Here is a 22,048-nt window from a genome sequence, read left to right as displayed (position 1 = left end):
CATGACGACGTGCCGCCGATCGAGCTCCGCGGGGTCGTGAAGACCTTCGGTTCTGTACGGGCGCTCGACGGCCTCGACCTGAGCGTGGAGCGGGGCGAGGTGCACGGCTTTCTGGGTCCGAACGGCGCGGGGAAGTCGACCGCGATCCGGGTGCTCCTCGGCCTGCTGAGGATCGACGCCGGCAGCGTCTCGCTGCTGGGCGGGGACCCGTGGCGCGAGGCCGCGCAGCTTCACCGGCGGATCGCCTACGTCCCCGGCGACGTGGCCCTGTGGCCGAACCTCACCGGTGGCGAGGTGATCGACCTGCTGGGGCGGATGCGCGGAGGGCTCGACGAAGCACGCCGTGCCGAGATGCTCGAGCGTTTCGAGCTCGATCCGCACAAGCGAGCCCGCACCTACTCCAAGGGCAACCGCCAGAAGGTCGCCCTGGTGGCCGCGCTCGCCAGCCGTGCGGAGCTGTACCTGCTCGACGAGCCGACCTCGGGACTCGACCCGCTGATGGAGGCCGAGTTCCAGCAGGCCGTCCTGGAGCTGAAGGACGCCGGTGCCACGGTGCTGCTGAGCTCGCACATCCTGGCCGAGGCGGAGGCCCTGGCGGACCGGGTCAGCATCATCAGGGCCGGCCGGGTGGTGCAGAGCGGGTCGTTGACCGACCTGCGTCACCTGACCCGCACCACGGTCGTGGCCGAGACCGTCGCCCCCGGAGCTGGTCTCCGTCAGGTCGAGGGGGTGCACGACGTCCGGGAGGTCGATGGCCGGGTCTCCTTCGAAGTCGACTCCGAGCACCTCGACTCCGTGCTCGGGGCGCTGGTCGCGCTCGGCGTACGGTCCCTGACCGCGCATCCACCGACGCTGGAGGAGCTGTTCCTGCGCCAGTACGGCGAAGAGGCCCCAGACGGAACCCGGATGTGAGCAGGGTGAGCACGCCCGTGGTCGGCACGGCACACCTGGCGCGGCTGATCATGCGCCGGGACCGGGTGGTCCTCTCCCTGTGGTTGGTCGGGCTCGGGGGTACGATCGCGGCCAGCGCGCTGGCGGTGCCCTCGATCTACGACACTCCGGAGAAGGTCGCCGGGTACGCCCGCGTGGTCGGCAGCAGCCCGGTCATCTATCTGATGTCCGGGCGCCAGTCCGGCGTCGACACCCTGGGCGGGATCGTGGCCAACGAGCTCTCCCAGGTCGCGCAGCTGGGCACCTGCCTGATGGTGATGTTCCTGGTGGTCCGGCACACGCGCGCCGAGGAGGAGACCGGGCGGGCCGAGCTGCTGCGCTCCACCGTGCTGGACCGCCATGCCGCGACCCTGGCCGCGTTGCTGTACGCGGTGCTGGCCACCGTGGCGATCGGGGTGGTCACGACGGGCTCCATGCTGGTCGCCGGGACGGGCGCGACGGGTGCGGTGACGTACGGCGCCGGCCTGAGCCTTCTCGGACTCTGCTACGCGGCCGTCACCCTCGTTGCCGCCCAGCTCTCGGCCTCGGCGCGGGGCGCGCTCGGCCTCGCCGGCGCGGCCATCGCTCTGGGGTACCTGGTCCGAGGCCTGGGAGCGATGCAGGACAACGCGCTCGTCTGGGCATCGCCCTTCGGCTGGGCGCAGGCGATGGACGCATTCGGTGACGAGCGCTGGTGGCCCGCCCTGCTGCTCCTGGCGGCGATGCTCCTCCTGCTCGGGGTGGCCGCGTGGGTGGCTGCCCATCGGGACTTCGCCGGCGGTGTGCTGCACCCGCGCCCGGGCCGCGCCCGGTCCTCACCGCTGCTCGGCACGCCCATCGGTCTTGCGCTGCGCTTGCAGCGGGGGCTCCTGGTCGGCTGGACGATCGGGCTGACGGCCCTGGGCCTGCTCTACGGCTCGGTCATCCCCAGCGTCCCCGACATGGTCGCCTCGAACCCCGACATCGCGCAGGTCGTCGGTGCCCACGACCAGCTTGCCGACGCGGAGCAGACGCTGATCGAGGCGTTCCTGCGCTACATCATGGTGTTCATGGCCGTGGTCTCGACCGGGTTCGCCGTGACCTCGGTACTACGCCTGCGGGGCGAGGAGGAATCGGGCCGGGCCGAGGTGCTGCTGGCGACCAGGGTCACCCGGTTCTCCTGGGGCGGAGCCACCGTGGTGGTGGCCGCCGTTGGTTCCTCGTTGCTCTCGGTGGGGATGGCCCTGGGGCTGGCGGTGGGCTACGGACTGGGCATGGGTGAGTGGGGCCAGGCGCTTGCCCAGGTGGGCTGGCAGCTGAGCTACCTGCCCGGTGTGCTGCTCGTCGCCGCGACGGGCGTGGCGCTGCACGGTCTCGCGCCACGGTGGTCCCTGCTGGCCTGGGCGGTCGTCGCCTTCGTGGCCGTGCAGGTCATCCTCGGTGAGACCCTGAGGCTGCCGTCCTGGGTCGACGACCTCTCTCCGTTCGCGCACCTGCCCGGCCTGCCGGTCGACGCCTTCACACCGGTGCCTGCGCTGGTCGAGCTCGGCCTGGCGGCGGCCCTGGCCCTGCTCGGGCTCGGCGCCCTTCGCCGCCGCGACATCGGTACGGCGTAGGCATCCACCATCTTCGCGACGGGCGGCCACCGATCAGTTGACCAGCTTGAGCGCGAGCATCGCGTTGAACGCGCCCAGCTGGGCGGGTGTTTCGGGACCGTCGCTGCGGTACCACCGGACGAGGTCGATGCCCAGGGACAGCAGGGCGCGCGCGGTCCGGTTGACGTCGACGGCTGCGAACGTCCCGTCCTCGACGCCACGTCGGACCGCCGTACGGAACACCGTGTTGGTCCGGTGCCGCAGCTCCAGGATCTCGTCGTAGTGCTCGACCGTGAGGGCTGCGAGGTCGTACTGGCACACCCGGGCGACCACGTGGTGACGGGCATGCCACTCGGTGTAGCCGGACACGATCGCCTCCAGCCCGCCGGCGGCGTCGGCGATGCCTGTGATCTCGGGCGTGGAGATGTGTTCGAGCACTCTCTCGTGCCCGGTCCGGATCACCTCGAAGAGGACCTGTTCCTTGGATGCGAAGTGCACGTAGAGGGCTGCGGGGCTCAGCCCGAGCATCGTGGAGATGTCCCGGGTGGTGGTGCCGTGGAAGCCGTTCGTGGCGAAGCAGCGCACGGCCGAGGTGAGCAGTCCGCGGGGGACGTCGCCCAGCTGTGGGTCCCACAGCTGGGGGGACTCGTCGTCGAGGTCCGGGAGCAGGCGCACCTGCTCGGCGGTCAGTCGTGCCTGCCTGGGTTTGGCCACGAGGGGGTCACTTCCGGTCGGGGGGAGCGCAGGGTTGTGGACCGCTCTTGGTGACGCATGACACACTGCGGGCCTGCGGGTGACTATGCGCTTAGTTGGCAACGCTACGGCAAGACCTCGGGCCTCGCAGGCAACGTCCACAAGCCGCCCACTGAAGAGGAGCGACCTGAAGATGAAGGTGTCGTGCGCGTTTCCGACAGCCCTGGACTCACCCGCGCGGATGGCGGTGGCCGAACAGCTCGGCTATGAACGTGCCTGGGTCTATGACACTCCGCAGCAGAGCCCCGACGTCTGGATGACCCTGGCCCTGGCCGCCGAGCGGACCGAGCGGATCGAGATCGGGCCGGGGGTGCTGGTGCCGAGTCTGCGGCACCCGATGGTCAACGCCGCCGCCACGGCGACACTGTGCGCCCTCGCGCCCGGCCGGGTCGTGGTGGCCTTCGGGACCGGGTTCACCGGACGCCGTGCCATGGGCTGCGGGGCCGTCACGTGGGCGTTCATGGAGTCCTACATCACCGCCTACCGCGGCCTGCTGCGCGGCGAGGTCGTCGAGTGGGAGGGCGCACGGATGCGGATGCTTCACCCCGACGGGCATGCCCCGCAGCGACCGGTCGAGGTCCCGATGATCATCAGTGCGCTCGGCCCCAAGGGCAACAAGGTCACGGCCGCCCTCGCGGACGGGCTGTACTCCACGCTGCAGCTGCCCGAGTTCGCGAGCGACTACGACTGGTCGGCCTACCTGGCCTGGGGCACGGTGCTCGAGGACGACGAGAGCAACGACTCCGAGCACGCCCGGGAGGCCGGCGGTCCGGGGTGGGCGCTGTCGCTGCACGGCGCCTACGAGTTCGGTGGTCCCGAGGCGGTGCGTGAGCTCCCCGGTGGCGAGGCGTGGCTCGAGGTCGTCGAACGGATGCCGGCGGGGGAGCAGCACCTGGCCGTGCACGCCCAGCACTGCGTCGGCCTCAACGAGGCGGACCAGGCCGCCTGGGACGCCGGCGGGCACGTGACGCTGCGCGACGTGACGCTCAGCGGCAACCGCGCCGAGGTGCGCGACAAGCTCCAGGAGCTCAGCGCCAAGGGCGTCACCGAGATCGTCTTCCAGCCGTGCGGGTCCGAGGTCGAGCGCGAGCTCGAGCGGTTCCTCGAAGTCGCCCGCTGACAAGTGAGTACCGACCCATCCCATCCAGCAACGGAGTATCCATGAGCCTTGAGACCCGCACCCTGATCGAGAACCTGTCCTACCTGGAGTGCCCCCGCTGGCACGACGGCCGGATCTGGTTCTCCGACTTCTACACCTACGCGGTGTACTCCGCGGCCGCCGACGGCACTGACCTGCGGGTCGAGCTCGAGGTGCCCCAGCAGCCCTCGGGCCTGGCCTGGCTGCCCGACGGCCGGATGCTCGTCGTCTCCATGCGCGACGCCCGGATCATGCGTGTCGAGACCGACGGGTCGCTGAGCGTCCACGCCGACCTCTCGGGTCACGTGGGCGGACACCCGAACGACATGGTGGTCGACTCGAGCGGTCGCGCCTACGTCGGTGAGTTCGGGTTCGACCTGATGGGCGGTGCCGCGCTGGAGCCGGCCCGGCTGCTGCGCGTCGACCCCGACGGGACCGTCGCCGTCGCCGCCGAGGACATGCTGTTCCCCAACGGCAGCGTGATCACCGATGACGGCGTACTCCTCGTGTGCGAGACGTTCGGCAACAGGGTCACGGCCTTCGACATCGCCGAGGACGGCACCCTCGAGAACCGGCGCGTGTGGGCGGAGTTCGGCCCGGTTCCCACCGAGCGCGAGCTCGAGAAGCTGCTCGCACAGGTGGTCGTAGCGCCGGACGGCTGCGGGCTCGACGCCGAGGGCGCGCTGTGGGTCGCCGATGCGGTGGGCGGACAGGCGATCCGGGTCGTCGAGGGCGGCAGCATCAAGCAGAGCGTCCAGCCGGGCAGCGGGGTGTTCGCGTGCATGCTCGGTGGCGAGGACGGTCGCACCCTGTTCCTGTGCTCCGCGCCGGACTTCCACGAAGAGGCCCGCAAGAGCGAGCGTGAGGGCCGGTTGCTGGCCGTCGAGGTGGACGTGGCCCACGCAGGGCGCCCCTGAGGGGGGACGACTCGCCCGCGGCTGCGGCCGCGGGCGAGTCGTCGGCGGCCATCCCCGGTGGCGGCCATGATGGGGTCCGTGAGTGACCCGCTGAGCACGATCGCCTGGCCGGTGCGGACCGAGCGGCTGGCGATCCGGCCTGCGAGCGCCGCCGACCTGGAGGACACCTGGGCCTTCCGCCGCCTCGATGACGTGAGCCGCTGGGTCACCCAGTCGCCCGGCACCCTGGCGGAGCACCTCGCCCACAACGGCGAGGAGTCCAGGCCCGCCCGCACCCTGGTGATCGAGCTCGACGGTGTGGTGATCGGCGAGCTGATGCTCCGGGTGGAGGACGGCTGGGCGCAGACGGAGGTCGCTGACCGGGCCCGGGCGGTCCAGGCCGAGCTCGGCTGGATCCTGCACCCCGACCACGCCGGGCACGGGTACGCCACCGAGGCGGTCCGCGCACTCGTCGAGGTGTGCTTCGAGGACCTCTGGCTGCGCCGGGTGACGGCGAACTGCTTCGCGGACAACGACGCCTCGTGGCGCCTGATGGAGCGACTCGGCATGCGGCGCGAGGCGCACACCGTCCGCGACTCGCTCCACCGCAGCGGGGAGTGGCTCGACGGTCTCAGCTATGCGCTCCTGGCCGAGGAGTGGGAGGGCTAGCGGAAACCGCCACCGACTCCCAACGCCACCCTTGACGTACAGCACCCCGTCAGCACATGCTGACGAGATGAGGACTTCACTGGGCACCGACGACGGGGACGGGGTGACGGGGGAGCTGGCGGCGGTCCGGGAGCGGCGCCGCGAGCTGGCCCGCCGCGAGGAGGTCGCCGTACGCCGGGCCCGGCACTCGGGCCTGAGCTGGGCCGAGATCGGCACCCTTCTCGGGGTGACCAAGCAGACCATCCACCGCAAGTACCGCAAGGTCGGCTGAGGCCGGACCGGACCTACCGGCTCACGTCGCGGGGCCGGAGGGAGCAGCCCCCGAGACGTACCCCCCGAGCAGGCGTCGCAGTCGGGCAAGCGCCAGGTCGGCACGGTTCGCCGGGGCTGCGCACGCCGGGTCGGTGGGCCCCTCGGTGCGCGACGCCTGCACGATCATGGAGTCGATCAGGCCGGCGACCGCGTCGACCTCCGGTTCCCCGAAGGCGGTGAGCGCCTCACGCAGAGGCTGTTGCAGCTCGGCATGGAACTGCTCCATCGGTCCCTGCAGGACTTGCGGGTCGACGACCCGGATCAGCGCCTGGGCCACGGCCTGCTCGGAGCTGGCGAACAGGTTGACGTTCGCCTCGATGTAGGCCCAGATCATCTCGCCCGGGGACGCGGCGGCGGCGACGTGCTCCCGGACCTGGCGGGTCCACTCGGGGAAGACGTCGGCGACCACCGCGCGCAGGAGGTCGTCGGTCGAGGTGAAGTACTGGTAGACGCTGCTCCGCGCCAGCCCGGCAGCCCGGCCCACGGCCGCGACCGAGGGTGCGCTGCCCGTCTCGGCGAGCAGCGCGCGCGCTGCGTCGAGAAGCGCACGGTGCTGCCGGGCACGGTGCTCGGCGACCGTGGGGGCATCGATCCGCGGCATCGGCGCAACCTCCTACCTTCACGGGGTCTGCATCAGGTCCCCGAGCAGCTCCAGCCTTCCGTCGACCATTTCATACACCCGGTCGCAGTGATGGAGAACTTCGTGGTCGTGCGTGACCATCACCGTGGCGACCTCGTGACCGTGGGTCTCGCGGGCGAGCAGCCCGACGATCTCCTGGCTCCGTCGCCGGTCGAGTGCCGCAGTGGGCTCGTCGACGAGCAGCAGCTCGGGCGCGGTGACGAGCGCCCGGGCGATACCGACCCGCTGCCGCTCCCCACCGGAGAGCTCGTGCGGGCGGCGCTTGGCCTTGTGGTCCATCCCGACCTCGGTGAGCAACTCCATCGGGTCGCGGTGGTTCTCCCGCCGGGCGAAGGTCAGCGGCAGGCGCACCTGGTCGAGGGCAGTCAGTGCCGGCACCAGGTTGCTGCTCTGGAAGACGAAGCCGATCCGCTCGCGGCGTACGGTGTCGCGCTCCCGGGGAGAGGCGGCGACGAGGTCGATGTCGCCGAGGCGAACCGCCCCGGAGGTCGGTGTCGTCAACGCGCCGGCCACGGCCAGCAGGCTGGACTTGCCCGACCCCGAGGGACCGACGATGGCCACGAGCTCGCCTCGCTCGACGTGCAGGCTGACGGTGTCGAGGGCCTTCACGGTCTCCTCGCCGTCCCCGTGCGTCAGGGTGACATCGGACAGTTCGAGTGCGGTGTTCATCGGCCTCCTCCCAGAGCAGTCAGTGGATCGACACGGGTGACACGCTGGACGGCCACGGCGGCGCCGCTGACCCCCAGGACCAGCAGCAGCATGGCGGCGCCCGCGATGGGTCCTGCCTCGAGCGCGAACGGCATCTCGGTGGCGTCGATGAGCACGCCCAGTCCGACGCCGACGCCGATCCCGATGCCCGCAGAGGCGACCAGCAGCACGATGGACTGCATCAGGCTGTCGCCCAGCAGGTAGCGCTTGCTGGCGCCGAGGGCGCGGAGCACTGCGATCTCGCCGCGGCGCTGGATGGTCAGGACGGTGAAGAACGCGCCGACCACGAGTGCGGAGATGACGTAGAGGAAGCCCTGGATGAGCTGCAGGGTCGAGGTCTCGGCCGAGTAGCCCGGCGAGGCCCCGAACGAGTCCTCGAGGGTCATCGACGTGGTGCCCGCGGCCTTGTCGCCGGCGGCGAGGTCGACCTTGTCACCGTCCTTGCCCTTGACCGCGACAGCGGTGAACTCCTCGTACACCCGCGGCGGCACGGCGTCACCCTGGCGGACGCCGGCCTTCGCCTCCTGCCAGCTGCGCATGGAGAGGTAGCCGATGTCGACGTGACCGAAGGTGTGCTGGTCGCCCAGGACGCCGACCACCTTCAGCTCCATGCCGCTCGGCTCGAGGATGACGGTGTCGCCGATATCGATGCCTTCCTCGGCTGCGGTGCTGGAGACCACGATCTCCCCGTCCCCGGCGAGGTTCTTGCCGTCCTCGACGTCCGGGTCGATGAAGGATCCGAGCTCGACGCCGAACAGGGCGAGGTCGATCTCCACCCCGTTGTCGGTGCGGCCGTTGACGAGCGTGTTCCCGAACGGGGCCGCGTCGGCCACGTCGGGGCGCTCCGACCAGGCCTTCACGGCGTCGGGTCCCACGACGCTGCGTGAGTACGCCGAGCTCTTCTCGACGTCCTTCTGGAACGACACGGAGTCGACCGGCATCCGCTGGAGGCCGGAGACACCGTCATTGACCAGGCCCACGGACAGGCCGCTGAGCAGCACCATCAGGACCGCGATCAAGGCCACGACCGAGCCCATCAGGGCGAATCGGCCGCGGGCGAAGCTGAGCTCTCGGATGGCTAGGAAGGAGGACTTCATCGTTGTCCTGACGACATCGGAATCATGGTTTCAAAGATACCGACACCGCGTCGGCATGCAAGCCGATCGGGTGTGAGTCGCATCCCAGGTCGCGCCCGGGCGCAGCGGGCCAGGTGGCATCTGGCCGTGTTCTCCGGTGGGCCCCAGGACATCGAGTCAGGGCATCGAGTCAGGGCATGAAGTCAGGGCATGAAGCGGTAGCCCATGCCGGGTTCGGTCAGGAGGTGCCGGGGGCGGGTCGGATCGGGTTCCAGCTTCTTGCGCAGCTGTGCGAGGTACTGGCGAAGGTAGTGGGTCTCCTCGAGGTAGGTCGGTCCCCAGACGTCCTGCAGCAGCTGGCGTTGGCTGACGAGCTTGCCCGGGTTGCGCACCAGGATGGCGAGCAGGTCCCACTCCGTCCTGGTGAGGTGCACGAGCTCGCCATCGGCCCCCCGGACCCACTTCTCGGCGAGGCTCACCGTGTGCGTACCGATCTCGACGGGCTCGTCGTCGGTCGTCTCGGGCCGGAGCCGCCGGCTGACGGCCCTGATGCGGGCGAGGAGCTCCTCGACGCTGAAGGGCTTGGTGACGTAGTCGTCGGCACCCGTGTTGAGGGCGACGATCTTGTCGCTGCTCCCGGCCCGCCCCGAGAGCACGATGACCGGCACGTCGGTCCAGGTCCGCAGCGACCGGATGACGTCGACGCCGTCGAGGTCGGGCAGGCCGAGGTCGAGGATCACGAGGTCGGGCCGCTGGTTCCTGGCGGCCTCGAGCGCGGTGGCCCCGTCGGCCGCGGCGACGACGTCGAACTGGCGGGCCTGCAGGTTGATGCGCAGCGCCCTGAGGATCTGGGGTTCGTCATCGACGACCAGGACGCGCATCAGGTGGTCGCCTCCTCGCGCCGCTCGGGAGCCGGCTCGCGGCGCGGCGCGGCCGGAAGGGCGAGGTCCATGGTCAGGCCCCCGCCCGGGGTCTCGTCGGCGTCGAGGGCGCCGGCCATGGCCTCGGCGAGTCCTCGCGAGAGGGCGAGGCCGAGGCCGATACCAGGGGGGCCGTGCCGGTCACCGGAACGCTGGAAGGGCAGGAAGACCCGCTCCCGCTCACCCCTGGGAAGTCCCGGCCCGCGATCGATGACCCGAATGTGCACCCGGCCTCCGTGGGCACTGGCGGTGACCGTCGGCGACGTGCCGGCAGGGGAGAACTTCAGTGCGTTGGAGAGCAGGTTGGCGAGGATCCGCTGGACCAGGGCCGGGTCGGCCATCACCTCGGGCAGGTCCTGGGCCAGCTGGATCGAGACAGCGTCCGCGGCGCTGCCCAGTTCGTCGACGGCCAGCGGGACGACCTCGGCGACGCTGGTCGGCTCCGGGTGCACGCCGAGGGCACCGGCCTGGAGCCGGCTCATGTCGAGCAGGTTCTCGACAAGGTGGGTGAGGAGGTCCAGGGACTCGTCGGCGGTGGCCAGCAGCTCCTGGCGGTCGGTCTCGTCGAAGACCACGTCGGGGGTGCGCAGCCCCTGGACCGCTGCCTTCGCGGAGGCCAGGGGGGCACGCAGGTCGTGACTGACGGCGCGCAGCAGCGCGGTCCGCAGCCTGTCGGCCTCCGCGATCGGGACAGCCGCGGCCGCCTGCTCGGCGAGGCGCTGTTGGCGCAGCGCCAACGCGGCCTGGGAAGCGAACGCCTCGACCACGCGCTGGTCCGTGGCGTCCAGCGTGCGACCGACGAGAACCAGGGTGAGGTGGTCGTCGACGGGCACCTCGGTGTCGCCGTCGCCGGGGGTCGCGCAGGGGCGCGTGCCGACGCTCTCGGCCACGGTCCACAGGCGCGGGTTGCGGCGCTCGGTCGGCGTCTCCGGCAGGTCCGGGTCTCGCTCCAGGAGGGTGACCGATTCGAGCGCGAAGGACTCCTTGAGCTGCTCCAGGAGCGCAGGCAGGGGCCGGGAACCGCGCAGGACGCTGCCGGCGACCGCCGCCAGCGCGGTGGCCTCCCGACGTGCCCGCGCGGCCTGCTGGGTACGACGGGCCGCGAGGTCGACGATGAAGCTGACGGTGACGGCGACGAGCACGAAGACGACCAGGGCGAGGACGTTCTCCGACGCGGCGATCGTCCACGTGCCCACCGGTGGCGTGAAGAAGTAGTTGAGGAGCAGCGAACCGGCCACGGCTGCGGTCAGGGCGGCCCAGAGGCGCCCGACGAGTGAGATCGCGACGACGGCGACGAGGAAGAGCAGGATCAGGCTGGAGAACGCGAGGTCGTTCTTGAACGGGGTCATCGCGATCGTCAGGGCCGGCATCAGGATCGCCGTCAGGCCGAGTCCCCACCGCAGGCGCCGGGGCGACCCGTCGCGGCTCCTCGTCAGACCGCGCCCGAACACCGGCCGCCGGGTCTCCTCGTGGGTGACGAGGTGGACGTCGATGGTCCCGGACTCGGAGACCGTCGCCACGCCGATGCCGCGGGAGAACAGCTGGGTGAAGCGACCGTGCCGGCTGGCACCGAGGACGAGCTGGGTGGCGTTGACGCCACGGGCGAAGGACAGCAGCGACCCGGGGACGTCGTCACCGACGACCTGGTGGAACGAGCCCCCCATGCTCTCGACCAGGGTGCGCTGGCGAGCGAGGTGGACCGGGTCGGCGCCAGTGAGGCCCTCGGTCTGCATCACGTGCACGGCGAGCAGGTCCGCGCCGCGCGCCCGGTCGGCGATCCGGCCGGCGCGCCGTACGAGCGTGTCGCCCTCGGGGCCACCGGTCACCGCGACGACGACGCGTTCGCGGGTCTCCCAGGTGCCCTCGATGTGGTGGTCGCGTCGGTACCGGTCGAGCTGCTCGTCGACCTTGTCGGCCAGCCACAGCAGCGCCAGCTCCCGCAGGGCGGTGAGGTTGCCGACGCGGAAGTAGTTGCCCAGCGCGGCGTCGACCTTGTCCGGTCGGTAGACGTTGCCGTGTGCCATCCGTCGCCGCAGTGCCTCGGGGGTCATGTCGACCAGCTCGATCTGCTCCGCGCCGCGGACCACCGCATCGGGGATCTTCTCCCGCTGGACGATGCCCGTGATCTGCTCGACGACGTCGTTGAGGGATTCCAGGTGCTGGATGTTCACGGTGGTGATGACGTCGATCCCGGCGTCGAGCAGCTCCTCGATGTCCTGCCACCGCTTCTCGTGGCGGCAGCCCGGGACGTTGGTGTGGGCCATCTCGTCGACGAGCGCCACTGCCGGGCGCCGGGCGAGCACGGCGTCGAGATCCATCTCGCCGAACAGGGTGCCGCGATGGGTCAGGTGGCGTTGGGGGACCGTCTCCAGGCCCTGGCCCATCTCGCGCGTCAACGGTCGGTCGTGGGGCTCGACGTAGCCGATGACGACGTCGGTGCCGCGTGCCTTGCGCCGGTGTCCCTCCGCGAGCATGCGGTAGGTCTTGCCCACGCCCGGGGCGGCGCCGAGGTAGACGCGCAGCCTGCCGCGACTCATCGTGCCCCACCTCCTCTCCACCATCGTCACGGAGCTCACCCGCTGGGGTGGCGCCGGTCGAGCTCCAGGTTCAGCTCCAGGACGTTCACGCCCGGCTCCCCGAGGATCCCGAGGGTGCGGCCGTGCGTGTGGTCGTCGATCAACGATCGCACCTCGGCGAGGTCGATGCCGCGTTCCCGCGCCACTCGTGGGGCCTGGAGCCGGGCGTACGCCGGGGAGATGTGCGGGTCGAGGCCGGAGCCGCTCGCCGTGACCGCGTTCGCTGGCACGGCCGGGTCGGAGGGTGCCTCGCCACGGATCGAGACCACCGTCGCTCCCGGGTAGTCCTCGCCCGGCACCGCGAGCTCCACCGGCACCCCTCGGTACTCGCTGCGGAACGGGGTGCCCTCGTGCTGGTTCAGGGTGACCACGCGGGTCACCTCTCCGGTCAGCCCATCGCTGTGGTGGACACCGAGGACGGCTCCCACGCCTCCGGCGCAGTAGGGGCGGCTGCCGTCGACGCCCTCGAGCTCACCCACGGCGCGGCTGCGGGCGCAGACCTGCGTGAGGAGGCTGGGTCGGTCGGGGGTGTCGACCACGTCCTCGGGTCCGAGGTTGCTGGCCGACGTGGAGGTCGGGTCGTAGCCGTCGCCTGCTGCGGAAGGCCGGGACTGGAAATAGGTCCGGACCGGGGCACCGTCGGCATCGGTGAACGACTGGCCGACCAGGCGGCTCCCCACCACGTGGCCGCCGGCGCGCACGAAAGAGCCGTCCGCCCGGGCATCGAGTCCGGGCAGCTGGGCCACCGCGACCATGGTGAGCGGGTACCCGAGCCCGAGCAGGGCGGTGAAGACGAGCACAGCGCGAACCGAGGCGAGATGGCGGGCCGCGAACAGGTTGGAGGTACGCATCACGCCATCCCGGGGAGGAGTTGTACGAGCAGGTCGATGAGCTTGATCCCGATGAACGGCGCGACGACCCCGCCGGCGCCGTACACGAGCAGGTTGCGGCGCAGCAGTGCCGCCGCCCCGCCGGGGCGGTAGGACACCCCGCGCAACGCCAGCGGGATCAGCGCGACGATGACCAGGGCGTTGAAGACGACCGCGGACAGGATCGCCGACTGCGGGCTGGACAGCGCCATGACGTTGAGCCGGTCCAGGCTCGGGTACACGCCGGCGAACATCGCCGGGATGATCGCGAAGTACTTGGCGATGTCGTTGGAGATGGAGAACGTGGTGAGCGCGCCACGGGTGATCAGCAGCTGCTTGCCGATCTCGACGATCTCGATGAGCTTGGTCGGGTCGGAGTCGAGGTCGACCATGTTGCCGGCCTCCTTGGCCGCCGACGTGCCGGTGTTCATCGCGACGCCGACGTCGGCCTGCGCCAGGGCGGGGGCGTCGTTCGTGCCGTCGCCGGTCATCGCGACCAACCGCCCACCGGCCTGCTCGGCCTTGATCAGGGCCATCTTGTCCTCGGGGGTCGCCTCGGCGAGGAAGTCGTCGACCCCGGCCTCCTCGGCGATGGCCTTGGCGGTGAGTGGGTTGTCCCCGGTGATCATCACGGTCCTGATGCCCATCCGGCGCATCTCGTCGAACCGCTCGCGCATGCCCTCCTTGACCACGTCCTTGAGGTGGACGACGCCGAGCGCCCGGGCCAGCTGGTCACCGTCCTTCTCGGCGACGACGAGCGGTGTGCCACCGCTGGCGCTGACCGCGTCGACGATGGCGGCGGCCTCGAGGGTGGGGTGCCCGCCGTTCTCGCGGACCCAGTGCATCACCGCGGCCGCGGCGCCCTTGCGGATCTCCCGTCCGTCGAGGTCGACGCCGGACATCCGGGTCTGGGCGGTGAAGGGCACCCAGACCGCCTCGGTGAGCTCACCGGGTCGCCGCTCGCGCAGACCATGGGCCTGCTTGGCATGGATCACGATCGAGCGGCCCTCGGGGGTCTCGTCGGCCAGGCTGGAGAGCTGCGCCGCGTCCGCGAGGTCGGCGATGTCGACCCCCGGGACGGGCGTGAACTCCGTTGCCTGCCGGTTGCCGAGGGTGATGGTGCCGGTCTTGTCCAGCAGCAGGGTGTTCACGTCGCCGGCCGCCTCGACCGCGCGGCCGCTCATCGCCAGCACGTTGCGCTGCACCAGCCGGTCCATGCCGGCGATCCCGATCGCGGACAGCAGTGCGCCGATGGTGGTCGGGATCAGGCAGACCAGCAGTGCCACCAGGACCACGCCGGACACGCCGCTGCCGTCCAGGGCGGCGGTGTCGGGGGCGGCGGCGTTGACCTGCTTGGCGTAGATCGCCAGCGGCTGCACGGTCGCCACCGCCATCAAGAAGATGGCCGAGAGCGCCGCGAGCAGGATGTTCAGGGCGATCTCGTTGGGCGTCTTCTGCCGGTCGGCGCCCTCCACCAGGGAGATCATCCGGTCGACGAAGCTCGCTCCAGGGGTCTGGGTGATCCGGACGACGATGCGGTCCGACAGCACCTTGGTGCCCCCGGTGACTGCGCAGCGGTCCCCACCTGACTCGCGGATGACCGGCGCGGACTCACCGGTGATCGCGGACTCGTCGACGCTGGCGATGCCCTCCACGACGTCGCCGTCCCCGGGGACGATCTCGCCCGCTTCGACCACGACTACGTCGCCCTTGGCGAGGCCGGGGGCGGGCAGCTCCTCCAGGTCCGAGTCGGAGATCGCCATGCCCGGTCGCCAGCCGGTGACGCGGCGGGCGACCGTGCCCTGACGGGTCCTGCGCAGCGTCTCGGCCTGAGCCTTGCCGCGCCCCTCGGCCACGGCCTCGGCGAGGTTGGCGAAGACTACGGTCGCCCACAGCCAGGCGGTGATCAGCCACGCGAACACCGAGGGGTCATGGACGGCGAGCACCGTGGTGAAGACGGCGCCGACCTCGACGATCAGCATCACCGGGTTGCGCCACATCACCCTGGGGTCCAGCTTGCGTATCGCATCGGGCAGGGACCTGAGCAGCTGGCGGGGGTCGAACAGGCCGCCGGCGACCCTGGAAGCGGGCGCTGCCGGCGTGGGCGGGGGTGAGGTGGACGGAGCCGGGGTGGACGGGGCCACGGATGCAGCCATCAGAGGAGTCCTTCCGCGATCGGGCCCAGGGCGAGGGCCGGGAGGAAGGTCAGGGCGACCAGGATGACGGTCACCGCGACCAGCATGGAGACGAACAAGGGGGTGTGGGTCGGCATCGTCCCGGCCGACGGAGGAGTGGGGGCCTGCCGCGCCAGGCTGCCGGCGAGGGCCAGCACGAGCACGATGGGCAGGAACCGGCCCAGCAGCATGCACAGTCCGAGGGCGACGTCGTACCACCAGAGGTTGACGGTCAGCCCGGCGAACGCGGAGCCGTTGTTGTTGCTGGCGGAGGTGAACGCGTAGAGGACCTCGGAGTAGCCGTGCATGCCGGTGTTCAGCATCGAGGCGCGTTGCTCGTCGTTCGCCATCGCCAGCGCGGTGCCGACCAGCACCAGGCAGGGGGTGACCAGGAAGTACAGCGAGGCCAGCTTGATCTCTCGGGCGCCGATCTTCTTGCCGAGGAACTCAGGGGTCCGTCCGACCATGAGCCCGGCGACGAAGACCGTGATCACCGCGAGGACGAGCATCCCGTACAGGCCGGAGCCGACCCCGCCGGGTGCGACCTCCCCGAGCATCATGTTGAACATGGTGAGACCCCCGCCGAGACCGGAGTAGGAGTCGTGGAAGGAGTTCACCGCACCGGTCGAGGTGAGCGTGGTCATCGCTGCGAAGGTGGCGGAGTTGCCGGTGCCGAACCGGGTCTCCCGACCCTCCAGTGACGCACCGGCGGCGCCCGGCACCGTGCCCGGGTGCGTCAGCTCGACGACGTTGAGCAGGGTCACCGACACCAGGGCGATCAGTCCCATCGCGGCCACGATCGCCAGCCCCTGGCGCTTGTCGCCCGCCATCCGGCCGAAGACGCGCGGCAGCGCGAACGGGATGAGCCCGATCAGGAAGATCTGCAGCCAGTTCGTCCACGCCGTGGGGTTCTCGAACGGGTGGGCCGAGTTGGCGTTGTAGAAGCCGCCACCGTTGGTGCCGAGCTGCTTGATGACCTCCTGGCTCGCCACGGGGCCGCCGGTCACCGTCTGCGAGCCGCCGGTGAGGCCGGTGATCTCCGTGCCTGCGGTGAGGTTCTGCACCACGCCGGCCGCGATGAACACGATCGTGCCGAGCGCCGCGACCGGCAGGAGCACCCGGATCACCAGACGAGTGAGGTCGACCCAGAAGTTGCCCAGCAGGTTGCTGCGGCTGCGCGTGAGTCCACGGATCACCGCGACCGCGACGGCGATGCCCACGGCGGCGGAGAGGAAGTTCTGCACCGCGAGCCCGCTCATCTGGGTGAGGTGGGTCATCGTCGACTCACCGGAGTAGGCCTGCCAGTTGGTGTTCGTGACGAAGCTGACCGCCGTGTTCCAGGCGACGTGCGACTCCACCCCGGGCAGGCCGGCGCCGAGCCACAGATGGCCCTGGAGGCGCTGCAACCCGTAGAGGAGCACGGTGGAGACCGCCGAGAACGCCAGCACGCTGCGGGCGTAGGCGCCGGCCCTCTGCTCGGAGGTCGCATCGACACCGATCAGCCGCTGGACGACCCGCTCGACCCGGTGGTGACGTTGTGAGGTCACCACACGGAACAGGTGATCCCCGAAGAGCCGGTACGCCGCAGCCCAGGCGACGACCAGGGTCGCGATGAACAACCCGGCGGCCAGGGAGTCGCTCATCAGAATCGCTCCGCGAACAGCAGGGCAGCGAGGAGGAAGATCCCCAGGCCGACAGCCAGGACCAGGCCGACCAGGTTCACGGCGGTCACAGTCGCTCGACCCCCTTCAGGAAGAGGGCGAGCACACCGAACAGCAGGAGTGTCAGGACGAGGAGACCGAGGTCGGCCATGGACGGGGATCCTTCCGGGCTGGGAGCACGGCCGCCCTGACTCTTCGGGCGGGCCGAGAGCCCACTCAAGCCACGGTTCTGAGGCGCTGTCAGCCCAGACGGCGGATCCTGACGAAATCCCTACGCGTCCCGACGCCACGTTGACGCGTTGCCTACGCGGGGCCGCCACGGCGCGGTGTGCGCGCTCAGCTCTCCTCGTGGACCAGCCCCGCGCGGTTGGCCGCGATCGCGAGCTGCACCCTGTTCGTGGCGCCGAGCTTGGTCAGGAGGTGGGTGACGTGGGCCTTCACCGTGGCCTCGCTGATGAAGAGGTCACGGCCGATCTCGGCGTTGGAGAGGCCCTGCCCGATCTGGGCAAGGACCGCTCGCTCGCGCTCGGACAGGCCGGCGATCTGGCGACTGAGCTCCGCGGGCACCTGGCGTGCGTAGGTCCGCGAGAGCCGACTGGTCAGGGAGGGCGAGAGGATGGCGTTGCCCGTGGCGACGGTCCGCAGCGCCTGGATCAGCCCCTGTGGCGGGGTGTCCTTCAGCAGGAACCCGGCCGCGCCGTTCTCCAGGGCCTCGTACACGTGCTCGTCCAGGTCGAACGTCGTGAGGATGACGACCTGGGGTGGCTGGGGGAGCGCCCGCACGAGCGTGAGTGCCCGCAGCCCGTCCACCCTGGGCATCCGGATGTCCATCAGCACGATGTCTGGCTGAGCCGCGCGGACCTGGTCCACGACGTCGTCCCCGTCCGCGGCCTCCCCGACGACCTCCAGGTCCGGCGCCGAGGAGAGGATCATCCGCAGCCCGGTGCGCACGAGGACCTCGTCGTCGACCAGGAGGACGCGGATCCGGTCCTCCGGAACCGACCCGTCGTTCGTGCTCACTGCTCGCCGCCGCTCAGCGGCAGCAGCACCGAGACCCGGTAACCGCCGTCGCCGTCGGGGCCGGCCTCGAGGGAGCCTCTCACCTGTTCGACCCGCTCGCGCAGGCCGTGGAGGCCGGTGCCGGACCCGGTCGCGGCCCGGGAGGAGACCCGGGTCGGGGCGGTGTTGTGCACCACCAGGGACAGGCAGCCGTCGCGCTCGGCGACGGCCACCTCGACCCGCGACCCGGCTGCGTGCTTGCTGGCGTTGGTCAGCGCCTCCTCCACCACCCGGTACCCCGTGATCCCGACCTGCCTGGGCACGGTCTCCGGCAGGCGCGGCGGGATGTGGTCCAACAGGGTCACGTCCATCCCGGCGTCCCGCCACTGGGAGACCAGGGCCTCCAGCGCGTCGACGGACGGCTGAGGGGCTCGCTCAGCGGCGGTCTCGTCGGTGCGCAGCACACCGACGACGTTACGCAGTTCATCGAGCGCCTGCCGGGCCGTCTCCCGGATCATCCGTGCGGAGTCCGCCTCCGGGGTCCCCTCGGCCGTGACCTCCAGGGCACCGGCCTGCAGCGCGATCAGGCTGACCTGGTGGGCGACGACGTCGTGCATCTCCCGGGCGATCCGGGTGCGCTCGTCGCGCCTCGCCGCCCGTGCCAGGACTTCCTGCGCGGCCGCGAGCTCCTCGGCGCGGGCGTTCGCCGCGTCCACGGCGCGGTGGCGGGAGTTGACGTAGAGGCCGACGGTCGCGGGAAGCATGACCAACGAGCCCCAGATCAGGGCCAGGCCCGCGGGTTGGTACCCCTCGATCCCGATCCCCAGGAGAACGGGCGCCGAAGCGATCGCAAGCGCGACCCAGGTCCGGGCTCGGTTGCCGTAGGCGGCGGCGAGATTGCCTGCGGTGAGCATCACCGGCGCGGGCTGCTCGAGCACCAGGAGCGCGGCCACGCTGATTCCGAGCGCCAGCTCGGGGAAGCGGTGGCGCTCCACGATGGCGAGGCAGGACAGGGCCACGAGGCCGAGGGTGAGCACGCCCGGCTCGAAGGGGTCCGCTCTCCGAATCGCGATGACGGTGATCCCGAGGGTGATCACGATGGCGACGACGTCGAGGAACCGGCTCGACGTGACGAACCTGGCCCACCTCGTTGCCATGCCTATCAGCCTAGGTGGCCGGTTCGAACGTGGCGACGACGTTGGAGTCCCACCCGCGTGTGGGGGAGTAGCGGCCACCGCAGGTCACGATGACCAGTCGCTCGGAGCCGTCCTGCCCGAACACCTTCTCTGACGGAAGGGCGTCCTTGCGGTAGGTCTTCAGGCTCTCCAAGCGGTAGGTGTGGCCGTCAAGGCTCACGCGGGTGCCCTCGGTCAGCTCCTCGAGCCTCGCGAACGGGCCGCGTCCCTGGGTGGCACTGTCCCGGTGGACGACGAGCACCACGGCGCCGCTGCCGTCCCCTGGCAGGGCCCCGCCGTTCCACCATCCCAGGGTGGACACGTCGTCGGGGGGAACCAGCGCCCCGCGGTCGTCTCGCCGCACGCCCTGGACCCCGAAGTCCTGGCCCCAGGCCGCGACGTGCAGGGTCGAGGGCGCGTCCCGGAGGTTCCTGTCGGTGCCGGTCGAGTCGGCGTCCGGAGCGTCCTGGCGTTGAGCAGTGGCCTGCTCGTCGTACGTCGCCGGTCCCCACCCCAGCGTGGCGCCGAGGCTGGCCCAGGGGACCTGGGACAGCACACCGAGGAGCAGCGTGAGGCTGAGCAGGGTCCCGAGCACTGACTGGATCGATGGCAGCTTCTTCATGCATCGATCTTCACGCCGAGCGGGCCTTCGCCGCCTCGGCCGCAGGTCGCGAGTCGAGCGACGAAGGTCGATCCGTTGGTCGGTTCGCGGAGTCGACCAAGAGACCTGCGGACGCGACCTCGGACCGATGTCCGGCGGCCCCGGTTCCGCGACTCTGGAACTGGCTCCAGAAGGCGCCATCGAGTACCAGGAGGTAGCGAAGAACGTGTCAGGCTTCAGCTGCGCCGTGCGGCAGGTCGTGGCTCTGATCCCTGCTCACAACGAGGGCGAGACGATCGCCGAGGCCATCCTCGGGCTGCAGGCCCAGGACCCGGCCCCGGAGCGGATCGTCGTGGCTGCGGACAACTGCACGGACGACACCGCCCGGGTCGCGCGTGAGCACGGCGCGGAGGTCATCGAGACCGTCGGAAACAAGGCGAAGAAGGCCGGTGCGCTGAACCAGGCGCTCGCCGCGCTGCTGCCTTGCCTGCCCGACGATGTTGCAGTCCTGGTACAGGATGCCGACAGCAGCCTCGACCAGGGTTTCCTGTCCGCCGCGATGCGCTACCTGAACGAGGATCCGCACCTGGGTGCCGTCGGTGGTACTTTCCGCGGCCGGGAGGACCGCACCTTCGTCGGTCACCTGCAGCGCAACGAGTACGCGCGCTACGCCCGCGACGTACGTCGCCTCAAGGGCAAGTGCCTGGTGGTGACCGGTACGGCCGCGGTCCTGCGGGTGCAGACGTTGCGCGAGGTGTCGCGGGCCCGGCGCGAGGGCCGGATCCCGCCCGGCGACGGGCGCGGTGGAATCTACGACACCACGGTGCTGACCGAGGACAACGAGCTCACCTTCGCCCTGAAGCACCTCGGTTACAAGGTGCTCTCGCCCAAGGAGTGCACGCTGACCACCGAGGTAATGCCGACCTGGCGGGCGTTGTGGAACCAGCGGCTGCGCTGGAAGCGGGGCGCCCTGGAGAACTGCGCGCAGTACGGCGTGACCAGGGTGACCTGGCGCTACTGGGGCCGTCAGATCTTCACCGCGATCGGCATCGTGGTCACTGCCTGCTACCTGGGCAGCATCTTCTGGTCGCTCGCGGTGTACGGGGCGGTACACGTGCGGCCGTTCTGGATGGCCGTCACCTTGATCTTCGTGGTCGAGCGGATCGTCACCGTCAAGGATCGTGGCCCGGGGCACATGCTGCTGGCGGGCACGATGTACGAGCTCGGCTACGACATATTCCTGCAGGTCGTGCACGCGAAGGCGTACGCGGATGCAGTTCTTCGTCGAGAGAGGAGGTGGTAGCTGATGTATGACACCCCGTCGACCCTGGTGCCGGGGACCGTCCCGGCCGGGATGGCTGGAGCTGGAGCGTTGGCTCTCTCCGGCGCGGAATGGGGCTGGATCGTGCTCGCGGTGTTCGCGCTGATCGCCGCAGCCACGGCGCTGTGGCGGGTGGTCCCGCGCAACGGCGAGTGGTGAGCGACAGCTCAGCTCCTGAGTTGGGGCACGGTCGGGAACGACGTTCTCGACCGTGCCCTTTCTGGTGCCCCGACACCGTGGAGAACGGCCCGCCGATGGATCGACTGGTGGGCGAGCACCTAGTGGCGGGGCGAGTCCAGCACCGCGGCCAGGTCCGCCGGTCGACTCACCATCGGCCAGTGCCAGGTCGGCAGCTCGACGTAGGTCCAGTCGCCCTCGACCATCTCTGCGAGCACCGGCGTGCGTGGTGCCAGCTGCTGCAGCTGCTCGAGGCTGAAGCTGCAGAGCACGCTCGTTCGCGGTAGCTGCTTCCAGGCGCCAGTGACCGCAGCCGGCTCGGTGGCGGTGAGCCAGGGCTGGGGCCGGGAGTCCTCGACCAGCGCGGTGACCGCAGCGTCGTCGACCTCGGGCACGTCGGCGGCGAGCGCTGCCCACGGTGGCGGCGGCAGCTTCCAGCCCTCGCCGTGGGTGGCCACCAGTTCCTGGTTGGCGGCGCGCGCTTCGGGACCCTCGAAGTCGGCCTGCGCGACGCCGTTCGGCAGGGGACCCGAGTCGACGTAGACCAGACGTGCGACCCGCGCGGGCACGAGATCCGCCGCGCCGGTCGCCACCAGGCCCCCGTAGCTGTGGCCGACGAGCACGACGTCGTGCAGGTCGTGCTCCTCGATCAGGTCCACGACGTCGTCGATGTGGGTGGTCAGATCGGTCTCGGGCGAGGCGAGGTGGGCGCGCTCGCCCATGCCAGGCAGGTCGACGGCGTACACGACGTGGCCGCGTTCCCTCAGCGAGTCCGCGACGGCGCGCCAGACCGAGCCGCCGAGCCAGAAGCCGGGGATCAGGACATAGGTGGTGGTGTTCATGACCTCGACGCTAGGTTGTATTCCGGGCAGTCCCCGC

Annotated in this window: 22 protein-coding genes; 8 read left to right on the top strand and 14 right to left on the bottom strand. The window is 70.8% G+C overall.

Going from position 1 to position 22,048, the window contains the following annotated elements; all coding sequences use genetic code 11:
• Positions 1 to 9: 9 nt before the first annotated feature.
• Both AC4BGB_RS03790 and AC4BGB_RS03785 read left to right on the top strand, forming a co-directional pair.
• Complete coding sequence (locus AC4BGB_RS03790) at positions 10 to 912, top strand: ABC transporter ATP-binding protein (protein WP_490544858.1); 903 nt, start codon at positions 10 to 12, stop codon at positions 910 to 912.
• Between the two features lie 5 nt (positions 913 to 917).
• Positions 918 to 2,525 carry an ABC transporter permease gene (locus tag AC4BGB_RS03785; protein WP_490544856.1) on the top strand — a complete coding sequence of 536 codons (1,608 nt, stop codon included), beginning with the start codon at positions 918 to 920 and terminating at the stop codon, positions 2,523 to 2,525.
• 33 nt (positions 2,526 to 2,558) lie between these two features.
• Here AC4BGB_RS03785 and AC4BGB_RS03780 read toward each other — a convergent pair whose 3' ends face one another.
• Positions 2,559 to 3,218 (bottom strand): TetR/AcrR family transcriptional regulator, encoded by a 660-nt coding sequence (locus AC4BGB_RS03780; protein WP_490544854.1) that lies wholly within the window; start codon positions 3,216 to 3,218, stop codon positions 2,559 to 2,561.
• A gap of 226 nt (positions 3,219 to 3,444) precedes the next feature.
• Between AC4BGB_RS03780 and AC4BGB_RS03775 the strand changes: the two genes are divergently transcribed.
• From AC4BGB_RS03775 to AC4BGB_RS03760, 4 genes are all read left to right on the top strand, one after another.
• Positions 3,445 to 4,377, top strand: coding sequence for an LLM class flavin-dependent oxidoreductase (locus AC4BGB_RS03775; RefSeq protein WP_490544852.1), 933 nt, complete (start codon positions 3,445 to 3,447; stop codon positions 4,375 to 4,377).
• A gap of 41 nt (positions 4,378 to 4,418) precedes the next feature.
• Entirely contained in the window at positions 4,419 to 5,312 is an 894-nt protein-coding gene (locus tag AC4BGB_RS03770; protein WP_490544851.1) for an SMP-30/gluconolactonase/LRE family protein, read from the top strand.
• Between the two features lie 78 nt (positions 5,313 to 5,390).
• On the top strand, positions 5,391 to 5,960 hold the full coding sequence (locus AC4BGB_RS03765; RefSeq protein WP_490544849.1) for a GNAT family N-acetyltransferase: 570 nt from the start codon (positions 5,391 to 5,393) through the stop codon (positions 5,958 to 5,960).
• A gap of 67 nt (positions 5,961 to 6,027) precedes the next feature.
• Positions 6,028 to 6,231: a hypothetical protein gene (locus AC4BGB_RS03760; protein ID WP_490544847.1), complete on the top strand. Its 204-nt coding sequence runs from the start codon at positions 6,028 to 6,030 to the stop codon at positions 6,229 to 6,231.
• A gap of 21 nt (positions 6,232 to 6,252) precedes the next feature.
• Here AC4BGB_RS03760 and AC4BGB_RS03755 read toward each other — a convergent pair whose 3' ends face one another.
• The 12 genes from AC4BGB_RS03755 to AC4BGB_RS03700 all read right to left on the bottom strand — a co-directional run bounded on the left by AC4BGB_RS03755 (position 6,253) and on the right by AC4BGB_RS03700 (position 19,692).
• Positions 6,253 to 6,873: a TetR/AcrR family transcriptional regulator gene (locus tag AC4BGB_RS03755; protein ID WP_490544846.1), complete on the bottom strand. Its 621-nt coding sequence runs from the start codon at positions 6,871 to 6,873 to the stop codon at positions 6,253 to 6,255.
• 18 nt (positions 6,874 to 6,891) lie between these two features.
• A complete protein-coding gene (locus AC4BGB_RS03750; RefSeq protein WP_490544844.1) occupies positions 6,892 to 7,581 on the bottom strand; it encodes an ABC transporter ATP-binding protein in 690 nt (229 codons plus the stop codon).
• Positions 7,578 to 8,717, bottom strand: a complete 1,140-nt coding sequence (locus AC4BGB_RS03745) for an ABC transporter permease (RefSeq protein WP_490544842.1) — start codon at positions 8,715 to 8,717, stop codon at positions 7,578 to 7,580. Before AC4BGB_RS03745 ends, AC4BGB_RS03750 begins: the two co-directional genes overlap by 4 nt.
• Before the next feature lie 182 nt (positions 8,718 to 8,899).
• Positions 8,900 to 9,577, bottom strand: coding sequence for a response regulator (locus AC4BGB_RS03740; protein ID WP_490544840.1), 678 nt, complete (start codon positions 9,575 to 9,577; stop codon positions 8,900 to 8,902).
• Positions 9,577 to 12,153, bottom strand: a complete 2,577-nt coding sequence (locus AC4BGB_RS03735) for a sensor histidine kinase (protein ID WP_490544839.1) — start codon at positions 12,151 to 12,153, stop codon at positions 9,577 to 9,579. The genes AC4BGB_RS03740 and AC4BGB_RS03735 overlap by 1 nt, the downstream gene beginning before the upstream one ends.
• 35 nt (positions 12,154 to 12,188) lie before the next feature.
• Entirely contained in the window at positions 12,189 to 13,043 is an 855-nt protein-coding gene (locus tag AC4BGB_RS03730) for a potassium-transporting ATPase subunit C (RefSeq protein ID WP_490544837.1), read from the bottom strand.
• A complete protein-coding gene (kdpB, locus tag AC4BGB_RS03725) occupies positions 13,043 to 15,217 on the bottom strand; it encodes a potassium-transporting ATPase subunit KdpB (protein WP_490544836.1) in 2,175 nt (724 codons plus the stop codon). Before kdpB ends, AC4BGB_RS03730 begins: the two co-directional genes overlap by 1 nt.
• Positions 15,217 to 16,878, bottom strand: a complete 1,662-nt coding sequence (gene kdpA, locus AC4BGB_RS03720; RefSeq protein WP_490544834.1) for a potassium-transporting ATPase subunit KdpA — start codon at positions 16,876 to 16,878, stop codon at positions 15,217 to 15,219. Before kdpA ends, kdpB begins: the two co-directional genes overlap by 1 nt.
• On the bottom strand, positions 16,878 to 16,967 hold the full coding sequence (kdpF, locus tag AC4BGB_RS03715; protein ID WP_490544832.1) for a K(+)-transporting ATPase subunit F: 90 nt from the start codon (positions 16,965 to 16,967) through the stop codon (positions 16,878 to 16,880). Before kdpF ends, kdpA begins: the two co-directional genes overlap by 1 nt.
• 265 nt (positions 16,968 to 17,232) lie before the next feature.
• Positions 17,233 to 17,916, bottom strand: coding sequence for a response regulator (locus AC4BGB_RS03710; RefSeq protein ID WP_490544830.1), 684 nt, complete (start codon positions 17,914 to 17,916; stop codon positions 17,233 to 17,235).
• A complete protein-coding gene (locus AC4BGB_RS03705; RefSeq protein ID WP_490544828.1) occupies positions 17,913 to 19,052 on the bottom strand; it encodes a sensor histidine kinase in 1,140 nt (379 codons plus the stop codon). The genes AC4BGB_RS03710 and AC4BGB_RS03705 overlap by 4 nt, the downstream gene beginning before the upstream one ends.
• 10 nt (positions 19,053 to 19,062) lie before the next feature.
• Positions 19,063 to 19,692 carry a class F sortase gene (locus AC4BGB_RS03700; protein WP_490544826.1) on the bottom strand — a complete coding sequence of 210 codons (630 nt, stop codon included), beginning with the start codon at positions 19,690 to 19,692 and terminating at the stop codon, positions 19,063 to 19,065.
• Positions 19,693 to 19,897: 205 nt separating this feature from the next.
• Between AC4BGB_RS03700 and AC4BGB_RS03695 the strand changes: the two genes are divergently transcribed.
• Positions 19,898 to 20,974: a glycosyltransferase family 2 protein gene (locus tag AC4BGB_RS03695; protein WP_490544824.1), complete on the top strand. Its 1,077-nt coding sequence runs from the start codon at positions 19,898 to 19,900 to the stop codon at positions 20,972 to 20,974.
• A gap of 3 nt (positions 20,975 to 20,977) precedes the next feature.
• Entirely contained in the window at positions 20,978 to 21,151 is a 174-nt protein-coding gene (locus tag AC4BGB_RS03690; RefSeq protein WP_490544823.1) for a hypothetical protein, read from the top strand.
• 119 nt (positions 21,152 to 21,270) lie between these two features.
• Here AC4BGB_RS03690 and AC4BGB_RS03685 read toward each other — a convergent pair whose 3' ends face one another.
• On the bottom strand, positions 21,271 to 22,011 hold the full coding sequence (locus AC4BGB_RS03685) for an alpha/beta hydrolase (RefSeq protein WP_490544821.1): 741 nt from the start codon (positions 22,009 to 22,011) through the stop codon (positions 21,271 to 21,273).
• Positions 22,012 to 22,048: the final 37 nt, after the last annotated feature.

It is taken from the genome of Nocardioides sp. Z30_9, assembly GCF_058215735.1.
Note: the sequence above shows the minus strand (reverse complement) of the source record. Positions and strands in the feature narration are given on the sequence as shown.